At 68.5% G+C, this 21,767-nt stretch carries 20 protein-coding genes and 1 pseudogene; 12 read left to right on the forward strand and 9 right to left on the reverse strand.

The window, feature by feature from the left end:
- Positions 1–74 precede the first annotated feature (74 nt).
- The 5 genes from CFB47_RS29620 to CFB47_RS29640 all read left to right on the forward strand — a co-directional run bounded on the left by CFB47_RS29620 (position 75) and on the right by CFB47_RS29640 (position 5,148).
- Positions 75–989, forward strand: a complete 915-nt coding sequence (locus tag CFB47_RS29620) for an NAD(P)/FAD-dependent oxidoreductase (RefSeq protein ID WP_089463138.1) — start codon at positions 75–77, stop codon at positions 987–989.
- A 147-nt stretch (positions 990–1,136) separates the two neighbouring features.
- Positions 1,137–2,063 carry a LysR substrate-binding domain-containing protein gene (locus tag CFB47_RS29625; protein ID WP_089443222.1) on the forward strand — a complete coding sequence of 309 codons (927 nt, stop codon included), beginning with the start codon at positions 1,137–1,139 and terminating at the stop codon, positions 2,061–2,063.
- 128 nt (positions 2,064–2,191) lie between these two features.
- On the forward strand, positions 2,192–3,322 hold the full coding sequence (locus tag CFB47_RS29630; protein ID WP_089443223.1) for a DSD1 family PLP-dependent enzyme: 1,131 nt from the start codon (positions 2,192–2,194) through the stop codon (positions 3,320–3,322).
- A 109-nt stretch (positions 3,323–3,431) separates the two neighbouring features.
- Positions 3,432–4,403, forward strand: coding sequence for an ornithine cyclodeaminase family protein (locus CFB47_RS29635; protein WP_089463139.1), 972 nt, complete (start codon positions 3,432–3,434; stop codon positions 4,401–4,403).
- A gap of 22 nt (positions 4,404–4,425) precedes the next feature.
- Positions 4,426–5,148, forward strand: coding sequence for an HAD family hydrolase (locus tag CFB47_RS29640; protein WP_089463140.1), 723 nt, complete (start codon positions 4,426–4,428; stop codon positions 5,146–5,148).
- 128 nt (positions 5,149–5,276) lie between these two features.
- Here CFB47_RS29640 and CFB47_RS29645 read toward each other — a convergent pair whose 3' ends face one another.
- Positions 5,277–5,894 carry a glutathione S-transferase family protein gene (locus CFB47_RS29645; RefSeq protein ID WP_089463141.1) on the reverse strand — a complete coding sequence of 206 codons (618 nt, stop codon included), beginning with the start codon at positions 5,892–5,894 and terminating at the stop codon, positions 5,277–5,279.
- An 88-nt stretch (positions 5,895–5,982) separates the two neighbouring features.
- Positions 5,983–6,351, reverse strand: coding sequence for a hypothetical protein (locus CFB47_RS29650; protein WP_089463142.1), 369 nt, complete (start codon positions 6,349–6,351; stop codon positions 5,983–5,985).
- 81 nt (positions 6,352–6,432) lie between these two features.
- Here CFB47_RS29650 and CFB47_RS29655 point away from each other — a divergent pair, with 81 nt between their 5' ends.
- A complete protein-coding gene (locus CFB47_RS29655; RefSeq protein ID WP_089463143.1) occupies positions 6,433–6,900 on the forward strand; it encodes a MarR family winged helix-turn-helix transcriptional regulator in 468 nt (155 codons plus the stop codon).
- A gap of 36 nt (positions 6,901–6,936) precedes the next feature.
- Here the strand turns inward: CFB47_RS29655 and CFB47_RS29660 are convergent, their stop codons facing one another.
- On the reverse strand, positions 6,937–7,530 hold the full coding sequence (locus CFB47_RS29660; protein ID WP_089443229.1) for a TetR/AcrR family transcriptional regulator: 594 nt from the start codon (positions 7,528–7,530) through the stop codon (positions 6,937–6,939).
- 118 nt (positions 7,531–7,648) lie between these two features.
- Here CFB47_RS29660 and CFB47_RS29665 point away from each other — a divergent pair, with 118 nt between their 5' ends.
- The 4 genes from CFB47_RS29665 to CFB47_RS29680 all read left to right on the forward strand — a co-directional run bounded on the left by CFB47_RS29665 (position 7,649) and on the right by CFB47_RS29680 (position 11,024).
- On the forward strand, positions 7,649–8,701 hold the full coding sequence (locus CFB47_RS29665; protein WP_089463144.1) for a trans-acting enoyl reductase family protein: 1,053 nt from the start codon (positions 7,649–7,651) through the stop codon (positions 8,699–8,701).
- Positions 8,698–9,459 carry an isocitrate lyase/phosphoenolpyruvate mutase family protein gene (locus CFB47_RS29670; RefSeq protein ID WP_089463145.1) on the forward strand — a complete coding sequence of 254 codons (762 nt, stop codon included), beginning with the start codon at positions 8,698–8,700 and terminating at the stop codon, positions 9,457–9,459. Before CFB47_RS29665 ends, CFB47_RS29670 begins: the two co-directional genes overlap by 4 nt.
- Before the next feature lie 113 nt (positions 9,460–9,572).
- Positions 9,573–10,130: a carboxymuconolactone decarboxylase family protein gene (locus CFB47_RS29675; protein ID WP_089457633.1), complete on the forward strand. Its 558-nt coding sequence runs from the start codon at positions 9,573–9,575 to the stop codon at positions 10,128–10,130.
- Between the two features lie 48 nt (positions 10,131–10,178).
- Positions 10,179–11,024, forward strand: coding sequence for a helix-turn-helix domain-containing protein (locus CFB47_RS29680; RefSeq protein WP_089463146.1), 846 nt, complete (start codon positions 10,179–10,181; stop codon positions 11,022–11,024).
- 31 nt (positions 11,025–11,055) lie between these two features.
- On the opposite strand, the gene CFB47_RS29685 is transcribed toward CFB47_RS29680, so the two are convergent.
- A complete protein-coding gene (locus CFB47_RS29685; protein WP_089463147.1) occupies positions 11,056–12,267 on the reverse strand; it encodes an MFS transporter in 1,212 nt (403 codons plus the stop codon).
- A gap of 70 nt (positions 12,268–12,337) precedes the next feature.
- Between CFB47_RS29685 and CFB47_RS29690 the strand changes: the two genes are divergently transcribed.
- Positions 12,338–13,387 (forward strand): AraC family transcriptional regulator, encoded by a 1,050-nt coding sequence (locus CFB47_RS29690; RefSeq protein WP_089463148.1) that lies wholly within the window; start codon positions 12,338–12,340, stop codon positions 13,385–13,387.
- A 94-nt stretch (positions 13,388–13,481) separates the two neighbouring features.
- On the opposite strand, the gene CFB47_RS41315 is transcribed toward CFB47_RS29690, so the two are convergent.
- From CFB47_RS41315 to CFB47_RS29705, 4 genes and pseudogenes are all read right to left on the reverse strand, one after another.
- A complete protein-coding gene (locus CFB47_RS41315; protein ID WP_179258994.1) occupies positions 13,482–13,649 on the reverse strand; it encodes a hypothetical protein in 168 nt (55 codons plus the stop codon).
- Between the two features lie 56 nt (positions 13,650–13,705).
- Positions 13,706–15,610, reverse strand: a complete 1,905-nt coding sequence (locus CFB47_RS29695) for a DUF3857 domain-containing protein (RefSeq protein WP_089463586.1) — start codon at positions 15,608–15,610, stop codon at positions 13,706–13,708.
- 150 nt (positions 15,611–15,760) lie between these two features.
- Positions 15,761–16,051: pseudogene (locus CFB47_RS29700) on the reverse strand (DUF1840 family protein); the annotation flags it as partial.
- Between the two features lie 6 nt (positions 16,052–16,057).
- Positions 16,058–18,028, reverse strand: coding sequence for an APC family permease (locus CFB47_RS29705; RefSeq protein WP_089463150.1), 1,971 nt, complete (start codon positions 18,026–18,028; stop codon positions 16,058–16,060).
- A 489-nt stretch (positions 18,029–18,517) separates the two neighbouring features.
- On the opposite strand from CFB47_RS29705, the gene CFB47_RS29710 reads away from it, so the two are divergent.
- Complete coding sequence (locus CFB47_RS29710; protein ID WP_089443238.1) at positions 18,518–19,381, forward strand: crotonase/enoyl-CoA hydratase family protein; 864 nt, start codon at positions 18,518–18,520, stop codon at positions 19,379–19,381.
- A 48-nt stretch (positions 19,382–19,429) separates the two neighbouring features.
- Here the strand turns inward: CFB47_RS29710 and pdeR are convergent, their stop codons facing one another.
- A complete protein-coding gene (gene pdeR / locus CFB47_RS29715; RefSeq protein ID WP_089443239.1) occupies positions 19,430–21,433 on the reverse strand; it encodes a cyclic di-GMP phosphodiesterase in 2,004 nt (667 codons plus the stop codon).
- Between the last annotated feature and the right edge of the window lie 334 nt (positions 21,434–21,767).

Consider the following 21,767-nt stretch of genomic DNA (forward strand, 5'->3'; position numbering starts at 1 on the left):
GTTGAATTGCGTTTGAGTCGACCACCGTCGGAGCACGTCCGTCGTTCACGCAGGTTCAGGAAAGGAGTGGAGGCATGCATGACCACCATGAAGTGATCGTGATCGGCGGCAGCTTTGCGGGGCTGTCGGCCGCGATGCAGCTTGCGCGGGCGCGCCGCCGCGTGCTCGTGATCGATGCCGGCCAGCCGCGCAACCGCTTTGCCGCGCACGCGCACGGCTTTTTCGGGCAGGACGGCAAGCCGCCCGCGGCCATCGTCGAGGAAGCCGCCGCGCAGCTCGCCGCGTATCCCACCGTGCAGCGGATCGCAGGCGACGTGCGCGCGGCCGAGCGCGATGCGGACGGCCGCTTCCATGTGACGCTCGCCGACGGCAGCCGTGCGAGCGCCGACCGGTTGATCCTCGCGACCGGTATCCGCGACGAACTGCCCGCACTGCCAGGGCTGGCGGAACGCTGGGGGGTGAGCGTGCTGCATTGTCCGTACTGCCATGGATACGAGGTGAGCGGCCAGCGGCTCGGCGTGCTCGCCACGCATCCGCTGTCGGTGCATCAGGCGATCCTGATTCCGGACTGGGGCCCGGCGACGTGGTTCACGCAGGGTGTAGTCGAGGCGAACGAAGAAGAAGCCGCGTTGCTCGATGCGCGCGGCGTGCGCATCGAACGGTCGCCGGTCGTGGAAATCCTCGGCGATGCGCCGCGAATCGATGCGTTGCGGCTCGCCGACGGGCAGGTCGTGCCGATCGATGCGCTGTTCGTCGGCGCACGCACGGCGATGGCGAGCGATCTCGCGCAGCAGCTCGGCTGTGCATTCGACGACGGGCCGCTCGGCCCGGTCGTGCGCGTCGATGCAATGAAGCAGACGAGCGTCGCCGGCGTGTTCGCGGCCGGCGACGCGTCGACGCCGATGACCAACGCAACGTTCGCATCGGCGTCGGGCGTGATGGCCGGGGTCGCCGCGCACCGGTCGCTGATTGTCGGGCTCGGCCGGTAACGGTGCGTGGCGTCGCGGGCCGTGTGATTCGAAGCGGCCGGGCAATCCGATTCGATGCGCGACCGACGCGATCCACCGCCGCATCGATGGATTCGCGTCGCGATGTGCGGTTTAATGCTCGGCACTCCCAGCATTAAGAGACACGAAATGCTCGACCTCGACGACCTTCGACTCGTCCGCGCGATCGGAACATCCCGCTCGCTGGCCGCGGCCGCGCGGCTGCTCGATCTCACGCCGCCCGCGGTCACGATTCGCCTGCAGCGGATGGAAGCGCGACTGAACGCTCGGCTCGCCGTGCGGCAGCCGAAAGGGATCGCGTTGACCGACGAAGGGCAGCGTCTGTACCAGGAAGCCGTCGACATCCTCGAGCGCGTGGAGGCGCTGCCGGTCAGCATCTCGGGCGACCACGGCGACGTGCGCGGCACGCTGCGCGTCGTCGCCCCGCTCGGCTTCGGCCGCAAGTACGTCGCGCGGATCGTGCGCGACGTGCAGCGCGCGCATCCGAAGCTCGACATCGCGCTCCACCTGTCGGAGAGCCCGTTGACCAGCGCGCCGGGTGCCGACGTGGTCGTTCACGTCGGCAGCCTCAAGTCGTCGTCGTGGATCGGGTATCCGCTCGCGCCGAATGACCGCTTTCTGTGCGCGAGCCCCGCCTATGCGCGCCGTATCAAGGAATTGAACCATCCGTCCGACCTGGCCCGCTACGACTGCCTGTGCCTGCGCGAGAACGACGAGGACATCCCGCGCTGGCGCTTCTCGCAAGGCGGCGACGTCAAGGGCGAACCGCGCCGGTCCGCCGTGATCCGCGTCAGCGGCGCGCTGTCGTCGAACGACGGCACCGTCATCACGGAATGGGCGCTGGCGGGGCTCGGGATCGTCGAGCGCTCCGAGTGGGACGTCGCGCCACTGCTGGCGAACGGCAAGCTCGTGCGGTTGCTGCCGGACTGGCACCTGCCGCCCGCCCCCGTGACGGCGCTGCTGCCGTCGCGCACCGGCCGTTCCGCGCGGCAACGGGTGTTCCTCGAAGCCGCGACACGGTTTCTCAGCCCGCCGCCGTGGCGTGGCAACGCGTGAGCGGCGCCACGATCCATGCGATCCTTTGGATTAAACAAGCTTTAATGCCGGATTAGCGATCCGTTAAACCCGAAATTCATCCACGGCCCTACAGTGTTCGCATCGGCAACCCTCCGAGGCAACGCATCGTGGACCTTCAAACCCTCAACACCCCGGCCGCCCTGATCGACGTCGGCCGCATGCAACACAACATCGGCCGCATGCAGGCCCATCTGGACGCGCTCGGCGTCAGGTTCCGGCCGCACGTCAAGACCACCAAATGCACACAGGTCGTCGATGCCCAGATCGCGGCCGGGGCGCAGGGCATCACGGTGTCGACACTCAAGGAAGCCGAACAGTTTTTCGCGCACGGGATCCGGGACATCGTCTACGCCGTCGGCATGGTGCCCGCGAAACTGGGCCAGGCGCTCGCGCTGCGCCGGCAGGGCTGCGACCTGAAGCTCGTCGCCGACAGCCTGCCGGCCGCGCACGCGATCGCCGAATTCGGGCGGGCACACGACGAGCGCTTCGACGTGTGGATCGAGGTCGACGTCGACGGCCACCGCTCGGGGATTCCGCCCGACGCCGACCTGCTGATCGACGTGGGCCGCGCGCTGGTCGACGGCGGGATGGTGCTCGGCGGGGTGCTCGCGCACGCGGGCTCCAGCTACGAATACAACACGCCCGACGCACTGGCGGCGATCGCCGAGCAGGAACGCAGCCGCACCGTGCAGGCGGCGGAGCGCCTTCGGGCTGCCGGTCTGCCTTGCCCGGTCGTGAGCATCGGCTCGACCCCCACCGCCCTCGCGGCGGAACATCTCGAAGGCGTGACCGAAGTGCGCGCCGGCGTGTACGTGATGTTCGACCTCGTGATGCACAACATCGGCGTGTGCGACCTGTCCGACATCGCGCTGTCGGTGCTGACCACCGTCATCGGCCACCAGGAAGAGAAAGGCTGGGCGATCGTCGACGCCGGCTGGATGGCGATGAGCCGCGACCGCGGCACGCAGCGTCAGGCGCACGACTTCGGCTACGGGCAGGTTTGCACCGAACAAGGCGACGTGCTCGGCGACTACGTGATGAGCGCCGCCAACCAGGAGCACGGAATCGTGTCGCGGGCAGGCACGCCCGACGCCGGCATCGCGCAACGGTTTCCGATCGGCACCCGCCTGCGCATCCTGCCGAATCACGCGTGCGCCACCGGGGCGCAACATCCCGAGTATCAGGCGATCGGCGCTACAGGCGGCGCGCAGACGTGGCCACGCTTCTACGGGTGGTGAGCAAAACCGCGCGCCCACGTCGCCCCTTCGACGAATTGACTATTTGTCCAGATTTGGACAAACTTTAAACCAACCCGATTTGCCTGGCGCCGAGAGCGCTTGCCCGAACATGCCGACCGACGCCCGACTCCTGCTTCTCGACCGCGACACCGTCGCGCCCGCCCTTCAGGGCGCGCAAGTGACGGCGGCCGTTCGCGAAGCCTTCGTGCTGCACAGTCAACGGGCCGGACGCGTGTTCCCGGTGGTGCGCGAGAAGCTGCACACCGGCGGCGTGTTCGGCATCAAGTCCGGCGACGTCGCGAATCAGGACCTGCTCGGTTTCAAGGCGGCCGGATTCTGGCCCGGCAACCGCCGGCTCGGCGGCGAACCGCATCAGGCCACCGTCGCGCTGTTCGACCCGGCCACGGGCCGACCGCTATGCATCATGGACGGCAATGCGATCACCACCGCGCGAACCGGCGCCGCCGGCGGCCTCGGTCTTCAACTGCTCGCGCGACGCGACAGCACGCGAATCTGCGTGTTCGGCACCGGCGTGCAGGCGCGCGTCCAGCTCGACTATGCACTCGGGCTGCTGCCGCAACGGTGCACCGTGCAGTACGTGAGCGCCAGCGGCGAGCCCGACCCGGCGTTCGAATCGGCCTTCCGGGAACGATGCACGATCGGCGTGGCGCGCGACGGGAACGACGCAGTGGCCAACAGCGACGTGGTGATCACGGCAACGCCCGGCGGCGGCCCGCTGTTCGATGCGGATGCGGTGCAGCCGGGCACCCACCTGACCTGCGTGGGCGCCGACACCGCCGGCAAGCGCGAGTTGCCGGCTGGCGTGCTGGAACGCGCGCGGATTGTCGTGGACGATCACGATCAGGCGCGCAGCATCGGCGAGTGCCAGTGGGCGCCGGATTTGCCACGCACGGAAATCGGTGACATCCTCGCGGGAACCGCGACGGTCGACCGCGCGCCGCACGAGATCACCGTCTTCGACATGACCGGGCTCGCGCTGCAGGACCTGACCGTCGCACGCTTCCTGTATCGGCAGGCCCTCGAAAACGGCACCGGAATCGCCATTCCGTGGCCCTGGTAAACAAAACGCCCCGTCAACCTCCATGCGTCTCACCCAAGTTTCCGCGCTCTCGTTCGACCTGGACGACACCCTGTGGCCGTTCGGCCCATCCGTCGTACGGGCCGAAGGGGAGCTTCGCACGTGGCTGATCGAGCACGCGCCCGGTACCGAGCGGGTGCTGCCCACGCAGCAGGCGCTGAGCGACTTGCGTGAGGAATACGAACGATTGTGCCCCGACCTCGCCGGCGACTTCCGCGCGATGAGAATCGGCTCGATCCGGCTTGCGCTGGAGCGCGCGAACGAAGATGTCGCGCTCACCGACCGTGCGTACGCGGCCTTCTATGCCGCACGCAACCGGGTCGAATTCTATGAAGATGCGTTGCCGGCGCTTGCGTGGTTGAGTGCGCGGTTTCCGTTGATCGCGGTGACCAACGGCAACGCGGATCTGCGGCTCACCGGCGGCGGCGAATTCTTTCGTGCGACGCTCAGTGGGCAGGCGTTCGGCGTCGCGAAGCCGGAGCCCGGGATCTTCCATGCGGCGGCGGACGCGCTCGACGTGCCACCGGCGGAATTGCTGCATGTCGGCGATGACTACCACCTCGATATCGTCGGCGCATTGAACGCGGGGCTGCAGGCGGCGTGGGTGGTGCGCGATACGCACCGGGAAGCGGAGCGCGTGCAGCAGCAGGCCGCGACGCCGCACGTCACGCTCAGCGACCTGTCGATGCTGTGTCGCATGCTTGGTGGGCCTGACGACGTGGTGTGAGCACCTGCGTGCGCCGCGTTCGCGACGCACGCTTCACCCTCCTGAAACGCGGCAAGACCGCCGCTCGCCGAACGCACCGACGCAGCGGTCGGCCATGCCGATCCAACGCCTGACCGGCCGCTGCCCGTTCACGCCGCCTTGCGCGCGTCCGCGATCCGCTGCGGTGCCGTCGGCCGCGCATACAGCCGTTCGAGATACGCACGCAACTGCGGAAACGATTCGATCAGGTTGCACTCGCCCGCCCAGTCGATCAGGTAAGCCGTCACGCAATCGGCCACCGTCAGCGAATCGCCGACGATGAACGCGCGCCCTTCGAGATGCTTGTCGAGGATCGCCGCCATCGTCCTGAAATCCTCGCGCGCCAGCTCGATATCGGCCGGCGAACGCTTCTCCGGCGGATAGATGAACGAGTGCCGCGTGATCCGCCACAGCGGCTGCTCGAGCTCCGTCACCGCGAACATGACCCACCGGTAAGCCTCGGCCCGCAGCGCCGGATCGACCGGCAGCAGCGCCTTCTCCGGGTACTTGTCCGCGAGATACAGCACGATCGCGGCCGATTCGGGAATCACGAGGTCGCCGTCCACCAGCACGGGCACCTTGCCGGCTGGATTGAGGCGCAGGAATTCGGGCCGCTTGTGCTCGCCCTGAAGCAGGTTCACCGAGATGAACTCGAAATCGGCATCCAGCTCCTTCAGCCCCCACAGCGCGCGTTGCGAGCGGGTGCCGGCAAATCCGTAAAGCTTCATCGCCAGTCTCCATCCAGAATGTCGGGAAAGCGTCCCCCTGCCGGCCGCGGCGCATCGCCGATACACGGCGCCGGGCCTCGCGCGTCGTTCACGCGCCGGGAATCGGCAGTATCGGCATCACGTCGATCGCCACGCCCGGGAACAGCGTGAAATGCGGATGGCCTTCGAACAGCGCGGCCGCGGCTTCGTGCGAGGCCGCCCGCACGACGGTGAAGCCGCTCATCGCGTTCGCCGTGTCCTTGACGCCGGCGGCATCGATCGTCTTCGTCTTGCCGAGCGGGCCGCCCATCTCGACGATCGCGTCGCGATGCCGGTCGACCCACGCATGCCATGCGGCGATGCCGTCACGCTCGCGCGTGCGTCGCGCCTCGTCCGGCAGCGCCATCCACGCCTTCATCGCCGGACTATCCTTCGTCCCGAGAAATACCGCGAGATACAACTGCTGTTGCGCACTCATGCTGTCTCCTCCGGTGACGGACGCGACGGGCTGTCGCGCCTCGACCTTGACAAGATAGGTTGATATCAACACAATTGCAACATGGCACGAAAAGAACCGCTCCCTTTCGAAACGACGCTGATGGTGCGCGATTGCTGCCTGTGCCTGCACATGCAGCGCGCGGCGCGCAATCTTGCGCGGATCTTCGACGATGTGCTGCGCCCGCTGGATCTCACCAACGGCCAGTTTTCGCTGCTGATGTCGCTGAACCGGCCGCAGCCGGCGCCGATGAAATCGGTCGCGTCGCTGCTCGCGATGGACCGCACCACGCTCACGGCCGCGCTCAAGCCGCTCGAGCGGCGCGGCCTGGTCACGATCATCCAGGATCCGGACGACCGGCGCAGCCGCCTGCTCGAACTGACGCCGGCCGGCCACGACCTGCTGGCCGCGGCGTTTCCGCTGTGGCAGCAGACGCATGCCGAGATCGAGCGGCCGTTCGCGCCGGGGGAAGTCGATCAGTTGCGCGGCCAGTTGCGCGCGCTGTCGGTCGATCCGGCCGCGCGCGATTGAACCGAACCGGCGCGCGGATCGCCGCGGCCACGCGGCTTACTTGCGGCCCTTCTTCGGCAACAGCAGTTGCGCGAATTCCTGCAGGAAGGCCACGGGCCCATGCGCATGCAGCGCCTGCCCGCTGCTCAGTGCGCCGTCGATCACGGTCGCGAGCCGCAGCGCGAAGGTTTCCGGCTCGTCGACACCGATCGCCTCCGCCAGCTCGGCCAGCCGGCGCCGCAATTCCTGCTTGTGCGCGACGGCCACCTTACGGGCCGGATGGTTGCCGTCCGCGTATTCGGCGGCGATGTTGATCTGCGGGCAGCCGCGATAGCCGGGGCGCGCAATGCGCTCGCCGATCCATTGCAGCTGCGCATCCAGTTCCTCGCGCGGCGTGCGCCGGTACTGCGCGGCCACCGCATCCCAATGCGCCCAGAAATCGGCGTCCTCGCGCAGCAGGAACGCTTCGATCAGGTCGTCCTTCGTCGCGAAGTGACGATAGAGGCTCGTCTTCGCGACGCCCGCCTGCGCGACGATCAGGTCCACGCCGACCGCGCGCGTACCCTCCCGGTAGAACAGCTCGCTCGCCGTCTGCAGAATGCGTTCGCGCGTATCGGGCGCGCTCCCTGGTGTGCCTGTTTCCTTTTTCATCCCGACCCGGCCTGGCTGGCCGCCCACTCCCGCAACAGTGAACCGATCATAGCACCGCGTGCTTGACGACGCTACAGGTCTGTACTATAAAACAGACCGTTCTGTAGCGGAGTAGATCATGGATGATCGAATGACGGTTGCAGTCTATGGCGCCACGGGTCATACCGGGCGGTTCGTCGTCGCGGAGCTGGCCCGGCGCGGCCTGCGTGCGATCCGCATCGGGCGCGATGCCGCGCGGCTCGCAGAACACGGCGGCGATACGGCGCTCGCGCTCGCACGCGTCGCCGCGATCGACGACCCGGCCGCGCTCGACGCCGCGTTGCGCGGCGCGGATGCGGTGATCAACTGCGCGGGCCCGTACCTCGATACTGCGCTGCCGCTGGCCGATGCGGCGCTGCGGGCCGGCATCCCCTATCTCGACCTGACCGCCGAGCAACCGTCGGTGCTGGCGCTGGCCGAACACCGCGATGCGCGGGCGCGCGCCGCGGGCGTGACGCTCGTGCCGGCCGCGGCGTTCTACGGCGGCCTGGCCGACCTGCTCGTCACAGCCGTCGTGGACCCGCACCAACCGATCGAACGCGTCGATGTCGCGACCGGCCTCGACCGCTGGCACCCGACGCGCGGCACGCGCGTGACGGGCGAGCGCAATCGCGCGGTGCGGCTCGTGCAGAAGGACGGGAAGCCGACGCCGGTGCCGTCGACCGCACGCGAACGCGCGTGGCCGTTCCCGCCGCCGATCGGCCGCGTCGACGTGACGCTGCTGCCGTTTTCGGAAGTGATGACACTGTCGCGTCACCTGCGCATCGATACGATCGAATCGTGGCTCGCCACCGTCGCGCTGCGCGACGTGCGCGATGCCGCCACGCCGCCGCCCGAGCCGACCGACGCGCTGGGCCGCTCGGCGCAGCAGTTCGCGATGGACGCGATCGTCGTGCAGGGCGGCACGACGCACCGCGCGACGGCGTCCGGGCAGGACATCTACGCAGTCAGCGCACCGATCATCGTCGAGGCAGCCGTGCGGCTGATCGCGGGCGACACCGTGGTGTCGGGCGGCGTGCGCAGTCTCGGCGAGCTGTTCGACGCACGTGACTTCCTCGCGGCGCTCGATACGGTGGCAGTATCGTTCGGCACGACAACCGATCCGGTTTTCAACCAGGAGACGCAAGCATGAGCAGCAATGAGAAGGGTGCATATTTCCGTTCGCTTCACCGTGCGGGCCAGCCGCTGGCGCTGTTCAACGTATGGGACGCCGGCAGCGCGCGCACGGCGGCCGACGCGGGCGCCGTCGCGCTGGCGACCGGCAGCTGGTCGGTCGCGGCGGCCAACGGTTTCGGCGACGGCGAGCAGATGCCGCGCGCGCTGATGATGGACGTGCTCGAGCGAATCACGCGCGCGACCGACCTGCCCGTCACCGTCGATCTCGAAAGCGGGTACGGCGAGCGGCCGGAAGATGTCGCCGAGACGATCGCGCTCAGCATCAAGGCCGGCGCGATCGGCTGCAATCTCGAAGACAGCTTCCCGGCGACGGGTGAATTGCGTGACGTCGACGCAGCCGCCGCCCGTCTCGCAGCGGCACGCCAGGCCGCGGATCGCGCGGGTGCCGACTATTTCATCAATGCGCGTACCGACGTGTTCTTCAAGGCGCCGGCCGACACGCACGACGAGCGCCTGCTCGACGCCACGCTGGCCCGCGCACGCGCGTATGCCGCGGCCGGCGCCGATGGCCTGTTCGTGCCGGGGCTGCGCTCGCCGGCGCTCATTCGCGCACTGACGGCCGCATCGCCGCTGCCGGTGAACGTGATGCGCGTCACGGAGACGCCGACACTCGCCGAATTCGCGGAATACGGCGTGGCCCGCATCAGCCACGGGCCGTATCCGTACCTGCAGGCGATGAAGGCGCTGGCGGAGATGGTCAGGCAAGGCAGCTGACCGCTTCGCGCGCATCGGACGATTACATCGCATGTAATTGGCGCGCGACACGGCCGCTCCTACGCTTCGGGTGTCGCGCCGCCAATCCGGCGGCGCTCATCCCCGGAGACATCATGTCCGCCTACCCGCTTCACACCATCGACTCGGCGCCGGCCGCATCCAGGCCCGTCCTCCAGCAGCTCCAGCACACCTTCGGCATCGTCCCGAACATCGCGGCGGCCATGGCCGCGTCGCCGGTGCTGATCAACGGCTTCATCGGCCTGTTCGAGCGCGTACACGCGAGCAGCCTCACCGAGCCGCAGATCCAGACGCTCCTGCTCACCAACGCGGTCACGAACGCGAGCGAATGGCCGGTCGCCTTCCACACCGCGCTTGCGCTGAAACAGGGTGTGACCCACGCCGACGTCGATGCGATCCGCCATGGCGCGCTGCCCGCCGACGCGACACTGGCCGCGCTGTCGGCCACGGCACGCAAGCTGATCGAGACCCGCGGCCGCCTGCCCGATGCCGACCGGCAGGCGTTCCTCGACGCCGGCTTCAGCGCCGAACAGTTGCTGGAAGTGATCGCGGTGGTCGCCGCATCGACGATCACGAACTACGTCGGCAGCGTGACGCAGCCCGCGCTCGAAGCGCCGTTCGACGCATTCGCGTGGCACGCGAACGCCGCGTGAGTCCGATATAGTCGATCGCGTCGCTCACGGAACGCCCAGGGAGGCACGATGAACGCCAGCCGCCGCGAACTGCGCGCGCCGCCGCACGAACTCGGCCAGTTGCTGCGCTACTGGCGCGACGTGCGCGGCGTGAGCCAGCTCGACCTGTCGCTCGACGCGGGCATCTCGCAACGCCAGATCAGTTTCATCGAAAGCGGACGCAGCGTGCCGGGCCGCGACACGCTGCTGACGCTCGCGCAAACGCTGGACGTACCGCTGCGCGAGCGCAACGCGCTGCTGCTCGCGGCCGGTTATGCGCCGGTGTATTCGGAAGCGCCGTGGGATGCGCAGGAGATGCAGGGCGTGATCGGCGCACTCGAACGGGTCGTGCGCCAGCACGATCCGTTTCCGGCGATCGTGATGGATCGCCACTGGAACGTGCTGATGACCAATGACGCGGCGCCGCGCTTCTTTAGCTGCTTCATCGACATGGCCGCACGCGACGGCCCGCGCAACCTGCTGCGCCTGATGTTCGATCCGCACGGGATGCGGCCGTTCCTGGCCGACTGGGAGACGGTATCGCGCAGCCTGCTGCAACGCGTGCAGCGCGAAGCGGTCGGCCGCGTGATCGACGACGGCACGCGGCAGTTGCTCGACGACCTGCTCGCCAGCCCCGATGCGCCGCGCGACTGGAAAACGCCGCCGGCGCCGGCCGCCGCGCCGTCGCTGCCGGTCATCCCGATCGGCTTCGTGCATGAAGGCGTCGTGCTGCGTTACTTCTCGCTGGTCACGACGGTGGGGACACCGCAGAGCGCCGCCGCACAGGAGCTGCGCATGGAGTGCTTGTTCCCCGCCGACGACGCGACCGAAGCGCGCCACCGGCAGTTGCTCGACACGCACGCACCGGTGCGCTGAGCGGCGGGCCGGGCGGCCCGCCGGTACAACGTCATTCCGCCAGCGCGGGCCCCACGCCGACGCGCTTCGGTACGCCGGTCACGATCGTTGCGACCGCAACGGCCAGCACGACGGCTGCCGCGACGAACACGCCGGCCGCCCCGTTCGCGTCGAACACGACGCCGCCGGCTGCCGCGCCCGTCGCGATCGCAAGCTGGATCGCCGCGACGATCAGGCCGCCCGCACTCTCGGCTTCGTCGGGCACGGTGCGCGTGACCCACGTCGACCACGCGACGGGCACGCCGCCGAACGCCATCCCCCACAACGCGACGAGCACCGCGTCGATCATCGGCGCACGGCCGAGTGCGACGAGCGCGACGCCGAGCACGACCATCAGCGCGGGCATCCCGATCAGCATCGGCCGCAACCGGTGTTCGAGCACGCGGCCGGCGAGCGACGTGCCGACGAAGTTCGCGATGCCGTAGCCGAGCAGGATCGCCGACAGCCCGTTGACGCCGACACCCGCGACCTGTTCGAGGAACGGCCGCAGGTACGTGAAGAACGCAAAGTGCCCGGTGAACACCAGGATCGTCGCGAACATGCCGAGGCCGACGGTCGGCCGGCGCAGCACGTCGATCAGCGTGCGCAGCCGCGTCGTGCCGCTCGGCGGCATCGACGGCAGCGTGAGGATCTGCGACACGAACGCAATGCCGCCGAGCGCGGCCGCGATCAGGAACACGTTGCGCCAGCCGATCAGGTGGCCGAAGTAACTGCCCATCGGCGCGGACGCGATCGTCGCGACCGCCACGCCGCTGAAGATGATCGACAGCGCACGCGGCACCATCGCCGTCGGCACGAGCCGCATCGCGGTAGCGGTGGCCATCGTCCAGAAGCCGCCGAGCGCAATGCCGAGCACGACGCGGCCGACCAGCAGCATTGCCAGGTTCGGCGCGAACGCGACCGCCAGGTTCGACGCGACGAGCAGCACCGAGAACACGAGCAGCACGCGCCGCCGGTCGATCGTGCGCGTGAGCGCCGAGATCAGCAGGCTCGTGACCAGCGCGACCGTCGCGGTGGCCGTGACGGCCTGCCCGGCCACGCCTTCGGTCACGCCGAGGCTGTCGGCCATCGGCGTCAGCAGGCTGGCCGGCAGGAATTCGGCCGTGACGAGCCCGAACACGCCGAGCGTCATCGCGAATACTGCGCCCCAGGCCGGTTCGCGGGGGGCCGCCGTCGAGGCGGCCGTGGAGATTCCGGGATTCATGCGTGGTTCCGTGTCGGTTAGGGAAAGTACTGATGAGGGCGTATCGTAAGGAACCACGTCAGGACGGTCTATGACATACAATCCGTTCTTGTTGATCGATCGTCCGTATCTCGCTATGTCCGAGCCCCTTCTGCCCCCTATTCCCGATGTGCACGACCTCGTCAGCGAGCTGCTGCTGGGGATGCGCCTGAGCGGCGTCCAGTACCGCCGCATCCAGGTCGCGCGGCCGTTCGGGCTGAACTTCGGCCACGTGACGGGCCGCGCGCAGTTCCATTTCGTCGGGCGCGGGCCCGTGCTGCTGCGCGACGCGTCGGGCGCCACGATGCGGCTCGAAGCCGGCGACGCGATCCTGCTGCCGCACGGCGGCATGCACGCGCTGGTGTCGGACCCGGATGCACCGTGCCGCGAGATCAACGGCTTCGAGGTCGCGAAGATCTGCGACACGGTCGCATCGGTGGCATCGGCCGGCGTGTCGCCCGCCGGCTGCGCGACGACCGAGCCGGGCGCCGGCGATGCGCTGATCTTCAGCGCGTGCATGGAGCTCGATCTCGGCGGCATGCAGCCGCTGGTCGGCACGATGCCGGAGTTCATGCACGTCGGCACGCTGCTCGCGCGCTACCCGGAAATCCGCCCGATGCTCGATGCGATGGAGCGCGAAGCGTGCTCGGCACGCGCGGGTTTCGCGGGCATCCTCGCGCGGCTCGCGGATGTGGTCGCGGCGTTCATCGTGCGCGGCTGGGTCGAATGCGGATGCGGTGATGCGACGGGCTGGGTGCAGGCGCTGCGCGAACCGAAGCTCGGCCGCGCGATCGTCGCGCTGCATCGCGATCCGGGCCGCAACTGGAGCGTGGCGGAACTCGCGACCGAAGCGGGCGTGTCGCGTTCGGTGTTCGCGGAACGCTTTCTCGCGGCCACCGGGATGACGCCGGTGCGCTACCTGACCGAGCTGCGGATGCGGCTCGCCGCGCAATGGATCACGCGCGACCACGAGACGATCGAGGCCGTCGCGTACCGGCTCGGCTACGGCTCGCTCGCCGCGTTCAGCCGCGCGTTCAAGCGCGTGGTGGGCAAGCCGCCGGGCGCCGTGCGCGCGGACGGCGAGGTGCGGGTCGAGGCCTAATGCGTGACGGGGCGCGCGTCACGCTTCACGCGTGATGCCGGCCGCGGCCGCCAGGCGTCGCTCCCATCGCTTTCACACGTGACAGCAGCGTCGTTCAGTCGCTGCGCGCTTCCAGCTTGTCGACCAGCGCCGTCGCGCACTGCACGGCAAGCGCCGCGCACTGCTCCGCATCCACGACCGCGCCGCTCGCCACGGTGCCTTGCACGATCCGGCCCAGCAATTCCTTCGAGAGATCGGCGATCTCGTGATCCCGTTCCGTCATGATGTCCCTCCTGCGCGTCGACCGATCGCATCGATGCGGTCACCTTCCCTGCCCGTTCAACGCCCGTTCGCCCGCACGACGATCTGTGCCTGCGTGTCGCGTTCGATGCGTTCGAGCGACGCGCGCAGCGCCGTGAATTCGTCCGCCGTACACACCTGACGGCCGAAATCCGCGGTCATCCGCCGCGTGACCTGCACGACGCGCGCGGCCGCGTCGAATACGTAATGCGACGTGAAGTCGACGAAGCGGTCGTGGACGGCCGTATCGGCCGGCAGGTCGGTCACCGCGACGTCGGCCGGCAGCGCGATCTGGCCGGTCTCGTCGAACGTGCCGCCGATGCAGCCCCACGGCTGCGTGCGCACGGGCTCGGCGAGCCAGTTCTCGACCTGCGTCGCGATGCCGCCCGTCAGGCTCGACAGCGCGGGCAACGCGGTCGTGCCGTCAGGCCACACGAAATGATCGAGCGTGCCCGACATCGTCACGTCGAATGGCCCGTCGGTCACGCGCCGGTCGCTGGTCGACAGCTGCGCGCGGCCGCGCAGGCCGCTTTGCCGCAGCCGGTTGTTCGCGAGCTGGGCGACGGAGTCGGGCGTCGCGCGGCGAAACAGGTTGCGTTCGAGTTCGGCCGTCCAGCCGTCGTCCTCGACGAACGCATGAAAACGCGCGGCGCCCGGCCCCGCCGCATCGATCTCCACCCGCGCGACGCGGCCGCGCGGTTGCGTGGCCGGCGTACGCGACAGCACGCCCGTATCGACCAGCAGCGCGGGACGGTCCATCACGATCGGCGGCAGATAGCCGAATGCGATGCCGGCCGTCGTCGTGTCCGCGTAGCGCGCAAGATCGGGCAGCCACGTGATCGCGTGATTGATCGCCCCGCCGCCGTAGCCGGGCACCGACGGCAGCGTGTAGACGGACCCGAGATTGAGCAGCACCGGCTCGCTGCGGATGCCGACCGCCGCGAGCAGCGCGCCGAACAGCGCGACATGATCCTTGCAGTCGCCGTAGCGGTTGCGCAGGATGTCGGTCACGCGATGCGGCGCGGCGGCCGTTTCGCCGAGAAACAGCCCGACGTAGCGGATGTTCGCCTGTACCCAGTCGTACAGGATGCGCGCCTGGTCGTGCGGATCGGCGACACCCGCGGTGAGCGTGCGCGCCAGCTGCGCGACGGCCGGATCGTCCGCGCCCGGATCGACGGCCGCGTTGCGGTAGCGCGCGGCGAACGCCGCGTAGTCAGGCAGCGTCGACACGACGAGCCGGTCGCCGTAGGTCGCGTAGCCGACCGCGCCGCTTTCGATGCGGTCGTACGGGCCGTGCCGGTAGTCGAATTCGTAGCGCGTGCGGCCGTTCGCGGTGACCGGCGGCAGCGCGACGTAGCCGCGCGCATCCGCATACAGCGGCATGTCGGCCGGCACGTCGAAGATCAGCCGCTGGTTGTCGACCGGCTCGCGCGACGGCTCCACGGTATAGCCGAAGTAGCCGCGGTTGACCGGCTTCGTGCGGGTCTTGCGGAACGCCACGCGCGTGCTCGATCCGGCTTCGACGCCAGGAAACACGACGGTGCGCAGCAGCCCGTCCTGGAACGTCGGCGCGCCGGCCGAGCGCGGCTCCTGCACGTCGCGGATGCCGTCCGCGCCGACCGGGTGCGCAACGCCGTCGCGGCCGATCGTCTCGGCCGCGAGCAGGTCCACCTTCTCGAGATTCTTGTCGAACCACACGTAGCGCTGCGCGATGGCATCGATGCCGTTCGCGTCGTTCGCGCGCAGCGTCGAATCGTCGTGCTCGTCGAGCGAGCCGTCGTGCTGGATCACGAATTCGTGGACATCGCTGACGATCGTGACGGGCGCGCCGCCGGCCGTGTCGAGCGTGTTGCCGTCGTCGCGCACATCGGCCATGGCCGCGCCAACGCCGAGCGCGATCGCGCAGGCGAGCAGCCGGCCGGCCCATCCGGAAGGAAAATGCATCACGTCGAAGCACTCCGGGCGTTCATTGCCGGGCGCCAGGGCGGTGCGCCGGCGCGGATGGTTCGATCCGCATGACGCACACATGACAGCTCACACGCCGCATGCCCGTCGTGCGAACCAGTGTGGGTGACGTGCCGGCGACCGTCAAGCCGCGCGGCGGCGAGCCTGCGCGCGATGCGGCGACGGGTCGTCGCGCAGCGCCTGCGTCGAATGCTCGTGTGCGCGTTCGCGCGCCGCATCGTCGCTGATGGCCTCTTCGAGCCGCGCGATCGCACCCGGCAGCGCGTCGGTGGAAATCACGCGGCGAACGTCCGGCCCCTTGCCGCCCAGCCCCGGCAGATACTGCGCCAGATCGAGCAGCATCGCGATATCGGGTGCGGCGGAGGCCCCTGAATGGCACGTAACGGTAAGGTCTGCGTCGCCCGCAGTCTCGGGCGACATGCCCCGCTACCCGACGTTCATCGGCAGCAACACCATCTGCTTGCCCTCGACGTGCAGCCGCGCCTGCAGCTCGACGGGCGTCTGGTTGTGCAGCCAGGCCGTGAGGAAATTCACGCGCCGGAAGATCAGCTTGCTCGCGAAGCACACCGCGTTCGGGTATTCGTCGAGCGTCGACGAAGCCAGGTTCATGAACTCGACGACGGGGTTCGTGCCGAACGCGATCCGGTAGTCGGCCGCGATGCCGTGGCGGCGGCAGTGCGCGACATAGTAGTCGAGCGATTCGGTGATCGTGTGGCGCAGCCGTTCGAGATGCTCGTGACCGTCGTACGCCTTCGCGTCGACTTCACCGACCGCGAGGAAGATCACGTTGCGGAAGTGCCCGGGAAACAGCCGGTTGACCCACAGCAGCGCGTGCATGCTCGCGCCGCGATGCTTGCCGACCAGCAGCACGGCCGTCGGCTGCGACGGGTCGGGCTTGCCCGGCGCGGTGGCCTCGTCGACTTCGGGTGCCTTGCCCGAGAACAGCGCGTCTTCCTTCGCGAGCTGCGCGCGCGTATAGGCGTAGTGGCGGTTGATCATGAAGCACAGCGCGATCACCGCGCTCGTCACGAGCACCGTGAGCCAGCCGCCGGCCGTGAACTTCTCGATCAGCGTGATGACGAGCACGGTCGCCGTCACGCTCAGCCCGAGCGCCGACAGGAAGAAGTGCTTGAACCAGCCCTGCTGGCTGCGATGGCGCCACCAGTACGTGCACAGCCCGAGCAGCGACAGGCTGAACGTGAGGAACACGTTGATGCTGTACAGCACGACGAGCACGTCGACGTTGCCGTGCGTCCACAAGAGGATCAGCAGGCTCGACAGCCCGACGACGATGATGCCGTTCTGCCGCACGAGGCGCCCCGACAGGTCGCGGAAATGGCGCGGCACCCACGAATCCGATGCCATGTTCGACAGCACGGCCGGGCCGTCGAGGAAGCCGGTCTGCGCGCCGACCAGCAGCAGCCCGGCCTCGAACGCGAGCACGGCCGCGAGCAACGCGTGGCGCGCGAAGGCCGAGCCGAGCCCGAGATGGTCGATTACGCTGCCGAACACGACCGCGTTGAGCGTCTGGCCGTCGACGGGCCGTGCGTGCCACAGCATGTACAGCAGGATGATGCCGCCGGCCGTGAACGCGAGCGACGTCGACATGTACCACATCGTCACCTTGCCGTTCGGCACGCGCGGATCGGCGAGCATGTTCACGTTGTTCGACACCGCCTCGAGGCCCGTATAAGTCCCGCCGCCGAGCGAGAACGCGCGCATCAGCAGCGCGAGCAGCACGAACAGGCCGAGCGACTGCGACATGCCGTGCGCTTCGTGCACGGCGTCGGGCACCACCATCGCGAGGCTGCTGCCGTGCACGGCGACGCCGTACACGATCAGCCCGAAGTGCAGGATCACGAAGCCGATGAAGATCGGCAGCAGCACCATGATCGATTCGCGCATCCCGCGGAAGTTGAGCCCCGTCATCATCAGGATCAGCACGATCTCGGTCGTGAGCTTGAACGCCTGCGCGCTCACCGGCAGCAGGCTGAACAATGCGTCGACGCCGCTCGCGAGCGACGTCGCGACGGTCAGCACGTAGTCGACCAGCAGCGCCGCGCCGGATACCAGCCCCGGTTTCGAGCCGAGCAGCGACGTCGCGACGCGGTAGCCGCCGCCGCCGGTCGGGAACAGCTCGATCACCTGGTTGTAGCCGAGCGCGATGATGAACACGGTCGCCGCCGTCGCGAGCGCGAGGAACAGCGCGAGCGCATGGTGCTGGCCGAGCGCGAGAAACGCCTCCTCCGGGCCGTAGCACGACGACGACAGCCCGTCGGCGCCGAGCCCGACCCAGGCCAGCAGCGGCGTGACGGCGATCGCATGCCGCGTACGCGGATCGAGCGGGTCGAGCGGCTTTCCGACGAGCAACTGCCACACTTTCTGGAACGTGGTCATGGTCCCCTCCCGGCACGCCTGGCGCGACGCGCGGCGTGATCCTTTAAAGCTAATCGACGCACGGGCGCGGCGCCAGTCCGCATCTTCCATAGGGGCCGCACGGCGGCCCGGCACCGCTTTCAGCATGTAAGCGGACAACGCCGGCGGCCGCGCGCCGGATCGGCTGTTTACACGCATTCGCGCAACGCGGCGAACCTGCACGGCTCCCTTTCCGGCCGCGTTCGCATGCCTGCCGGCCCCGTCCGGCGCACCGGCCGACGCGCCGCCCAGGTTCACCCGAAAGCGGCCGGCGGTGCGCGCCGCCCCCTTCCCCGCCCATGCCGATGCGACCGCCCCCCGCGTCCCGGTCGTGCGTGGTTCCTCGCAATTCGACTTTTGTGCGCGCGCAACAATGGCGATGCCTCGCGCCCGGCGCCCTGCGGGAAACCCGTCTCCCGCTCGGCACCGGGCGCGACGGTTTTCAAAAACCACATCTCACGAGGACATACCATGCAACTCCAATCCCATCCCGCGTGCCGCCCGTTCTATGAAGCCGGCGAACTGACGCAACTGACTGCCTTTTATGAGGAGGGACGCAATGTCATGTGGATGATGCTGCGATCGGAGCCGCGGCCGTGCTTCAACCAGCAACTCGTTACCGACATCATCCATCTCGCACGCGTCGCACGCGATTCGGGCCTGCCGTTCGACTTCTGGGTGACGGGCTCGCTCGTCCCCGAGCTGTTCAACGTCGGCGGCGACCTGAGCTTTTTCGTCGACGCGATCCGCAGCGGCAAGCGCGACCTGCTGATGGCCTATGCACGCTCGTGCATCGACGGCGTGTACGAGATCTACACGGGCTTCGGCACCGGGGCGATCTCGATCGCGATGGTCGAGGGCAGCGCGCTCGGCGGCGGCTTCGAGGCCGCGCTCGCGCATCACTACGTGCTCGCGCAGAAGGGCGTGAAGCTCGGGTTTCCCGAGATCGCGTTCAACCTGTTCCCGGGCATGGGCGGCTATTCGCTGGTCGCGCGCAAGGCCGACCGGGGCATTGCGGAGCAACTGATCTCGACCGGTGAAGCGCACGCGTCCGAGTGGTACGAGGATCGCGGGCTGGTCGACCAGACGTTCGACGCGGGCGACGCGTATCTCGCGACGCGCACCTTCATCGACGTGACGAAGCCGAAGCTGAACGGCGTGCGCGCGATGCTGCGCGCGCGCGAGCGGGTGTTCCAGCTGACGCGCTCCGAGCTGATGGACATCACGGAAGCCTGGGTGCATGCGGCGTTCACGATCGAGCCGAAGGATCTCGCGTACATGGAACGCCTCGTGATGCTGCAGAACCGGCGCGTGTCGAAGCTGCGCACGGTGTAATGCGACGGGCGCCGCCGGCGAGCGGCGGCGCCCGTTCGTGAACGAGGCTCAGGCGATCAGCCTGAGCTTCCTCGTCTCCGCGAGCCACGCCTCGAACGCCTGGGCCGGCATCGGGCGGGCGTAGTAGTAGCCCTGCGCATGATCGACGTCGAGCTGCTTGAGGAATTCGGCTTCCGCATGCGTTTCGACGCCTTCGGCGACCACCGCGAAATTCAGCGCCTTCGCGAGCGACACGACCGAGCGCACCAGCGCCTGCGAGCGCGGATTGCGGTCGATGCCCGTGATGAAGGTGCGGTCGAGCTTGATCGCGTCGAGCGGCAGGCGCGACAACTGCGACAGCGACGAATAGCCGGTGCCGAAATCGTCGAGATGGATCTGCGCGCCGAGCTGGCGGAACTGTCGCATCAGCCCGTTGGCCGCATCCTCGTCCTCGATGAAGCAGCTCTCGGTCAGCTCGATGTCGAGCAGGCCGGGCTTGAGCCCCGCGGCGTCGAGGATCGACGCGAGCTGGTGCACGATGTTCATGTCCTGCAACTGCCGGGCGGACACGTTCACCGCGATCCGGATGCCGAGCCCCTTCGCCTTCCACGCAGCGGCCTGCGCGGCCGCGGTACGCATCACCCAGCGCCCGAGCGGCGCGATCAGGCCCGACTCCTCCGCGAAGCGGATGAACTCGACCGGCGCGACGAGCCCGCGATCGGGCGACTGCCAGCGGATCAGCGCCTCGACGCCGTGCACGTCGCCGGTCGCGATATCGACGACCGGCTGGTAGTGCAGCACGAACTGCTCCTCTTCGAGCGCCTTGCGCAGGTTCGTGTCGAGCCACATGTACTTCGCGACCTTCTGGTTCATCTCCAGCGAGAACACGCGATACGTATGCTTGCCCTCTTCCTTCGCGACGTACATCGCGGTATCGGCGCTGCGGATCAGCGTCTCGAGCGAATCGCCGTGCTGCGGATGCATCGCGATACCGATCGAGCAGCTCGTGTAGACCTCCATCAGTCCGAGATGAATCGGCGTGCGCAGCCGCTCGAGAATGATCTGCGCGGTCGCTTCGAGCAGCGGCCGCGTACCGTGCTCGAACAGCACGAGGAATTCGTCGCCGCCGAGCCGCGCGAGCGTCGCGCCGGACGGCAGGCAGCCGCTGATGATCGCCGACACGTCCTGCAGCAACCGGTCGCCGGTGATGTGCCCGTAGTGATCGTTGACGCGCTTGAAGTTGTCGAGATCGAGGAACAGGATGCCGACCTGCCCGCGCGTCGCGGCGGTCTCGGCGGCGATCGCCGCGTGGATGCGCTCGTTGATCGCATGGCGGTTCGGCAGGCCGGTCAGCACGTCGGTGTTCGCGAGCTCGATGAGCCGCTGCTGCGCGCTACGCTCCTCGGTGATGTCGATGCCCGAGCAGATCAGGAACTGCTCGTCGACGCCGCTGCCGCTCTGCACGAACTTGTTGCGGAACTGGAACAGGCGCGGCCCGTTGACCGTGTTGATGTAGCGCTCGACCGCGAACGAATGGTTGCTCGCGAAAAATCCCGTGATGTTGCTGCGCGACTGCGCGCCCTGCTCGGGGGTCATGAACAGCTCGAACGCGCTGCGGCCGATCACGTCGACCTCGCGCTTGCCCGTCACTTCCTCGCACAGGCGGTTGAAGCGCTGCACCATCCCGTTGCGGTCGAGGATCACCACGAGCGAATTCACTTCAGACACGACCTGCTCGGCGAATGCGAGCCCGTGCGCGAGATCGCCCGCGACGGACTCGGCATCGGAATAGGCGGACGCCGTGCCGGCCCAGTTAGTCGTGTCGACCTTGCGGCCGACGAGGTGGAGCTTGACCGGCTCGCCGAACAGCGTGATGTCGAGCACCAGGTGCGACGTGACCCCGGTCAGCGCGCGGATGCACGCGGCCTGTTCGACCGTCAGCGCGACGGCCACGTTGGTCAGGCCGCGGACGGCCGCCAGTTCGAGTGCATTGCTGTCGCTGCCGAGACGCCAGCAGGGGCTGCGCGTACCGACGTGCGCCTCGAGCACCGCGCTATCGTTTTCGTCATCCATGGAGACGCCCCGATCCAGAAAAAACGCACAGTGTAGACGGAGGCGAGCCGGCCGGCCGCCCTGCCGGGCCGCGCGTGATGCGCGCCCGGCAGGGCGGCCGTAAGTGCCGTGATGATGGGCCTCGTCCCGTACTTGTTTCCCGCTAATGCGACCCGGCGTTCGCGCGTCATGCGCGCAGGTGCTGCCTAACGAATGATGAGAGCCATCTTATCAAATGACGATCAGGATTGGCACTCACATTTAGAGCAGAGTGTCAAGGAATTGGGACTCGATTGGCAAGCCGGATTTTTCATGATGGGAAACCGGCTCAATGAGCGTGGCGGCGCCGCGAAGC

Origin of the sequence: Burkholderia sp. AU27893 (assembly GCF_002223205.1) — a bacterium.
GTDB lineage: Bacteria > Pseudomonadota > Gammaproteobacteria > Burkholderiales > Burkholderiaceae > Burkholderia.

Excerpts from the sequence above, each read along its gene's own strand:
- CFB47_RS29710 (WP_089443238.1), top strand. The coding sequence starts at position 18,518 with ATGCAACTCCAATCCCATCCCGCGTGCCGCCCGTTCTATGAAGCCGGC.
- CFB47_RS29705 (WP_089463150.1), bottom strand. The coding sequence starts at position 18,028 with ATGACCACGTTCCAGAAAGTGTGGCAGTTGCTCGTCGGAAAGCCGCTC.
- CFB47_RS29650 (WP_089463142.1), bottom strand. The coding sequence starts at position 6,351 with ATGAGTGCGCAACAGCAGTTGTATCTCGCGGTATTTCTCGGGACGAAG.
- pdeR (WP_089443239.1), bottom strand. The coding sequence starts at position 21,433 with ATGGATGACGAAAACGATAGCGCGGTGCTCGAGGCGCACGTCGGTACG.
- CFB47_RS29640 (WP_089463140.1), top strand. The coding sequence starts at position 4,426 with ATGCGTCTCACCCAAGTTTCCGCGCTCTCGTTCGACCTGGACGACACC.
- CFB47_RS29680 (WP_089463146.1), top strand. The coding sequence starts at position 10,179 with ATGAACGCCAGCCGCCGCGAACTGCGCGCGCCGCCGCACGAACTCGGC.
- CFB47_RS29690 (WP_089463148.1), top strand. The coding sequence starts at position 12,338 with ATGACATACAATCCGTTCTTGTTGATCGATCGTCCGTATCTCGCTATG.
- CFB47_RS29635 (WP_089463139.1), top strand. The coding sequence starts at position 3,432 with ATGCCGACCGACGCCCGACTCCTGCTTCTCGACCGCGACACCGTCGCG.
- CFB47_RS29655 (WP_089463143.1), top strand. The coding sequence starts at position 6,433 with ATGGCACGAAAAGAACCGCTCCCTTTCGAAACGACGCTGATGGTGCGC.
- CFB47_RS29670 (WP_089463145.1), top strand. The coding sequence starts at position 8,698 with ATGAGCAGCAATGAGAAGGGTGCATATTTCCGTTCGCTTCACCGTGCG.
- CFB47_RS29645 (WP_089463141.1), bottom strand. The coding sequence starts at position 5,894 with ATGAAGCTTTACGGATTTGCCGGCACCCGCTCGCAACGCGCGCTGTGG.
- CFB47_RS29625 (WP_089443222.1), top strand. The coding sequence starts at position 1,137 with ATGCTCGACCTCGACGACCTTCGACTCGTCCGCGCGATCGGAACATCC.
- CFB47_RS29660 (WP_089443229.1), bottom strand. The coding sequence starts at position 7,530 with ATGAAAAAGGAAACAGGCACACCAGGGAGCGCGCCCGATACGCGCGAA.
- CFB47_RS29695 (WP_089463586.1), bottom strand. The coding sequence starts at position 15,610 with ATGCATTTTCCTTCCGGATGGGCCGGCCGGCTGCTCGCCTGCGCGATC.
- CFB47_RS29675 (WP_089457633.1), top strand. The coding sequence starts at position 9,573 with ATGTCCGCCTACCCGCTTCACACCATCGACTCGGCGCCGGCCGCATCC.
- CFB47_RS29620 (WP_089463138.1), top strand. The coding sequence starts at position 75 with ATGCATGACCACCATGAAGTGATCGTGATCGGCGGCAGCTTTGCGGGG.
- CFB47_RS41315 (WP_179258994.1), bottom strand. The coding sequence starts at position 13,649 with ATGACGGAACGGGATCACGAGATCGCCGATCTCTCGAAGGAATTGCTG.
- CFB47_RS29685 (WP_089463147.1), bottom strand. The coding sequence starts at position 12,267 with ATGAATCCCGGAATCTCCACGGCCGCCTCGACGGCGGCCCCCCGCGAA.
- CFB47_RS29665 (WP_089463144.1), top strand. The coding sequence starts at position 7,649 with ATGGATGATCGAATGACGGTTGCAGTCTATGGCGCCACGGGTCATACC.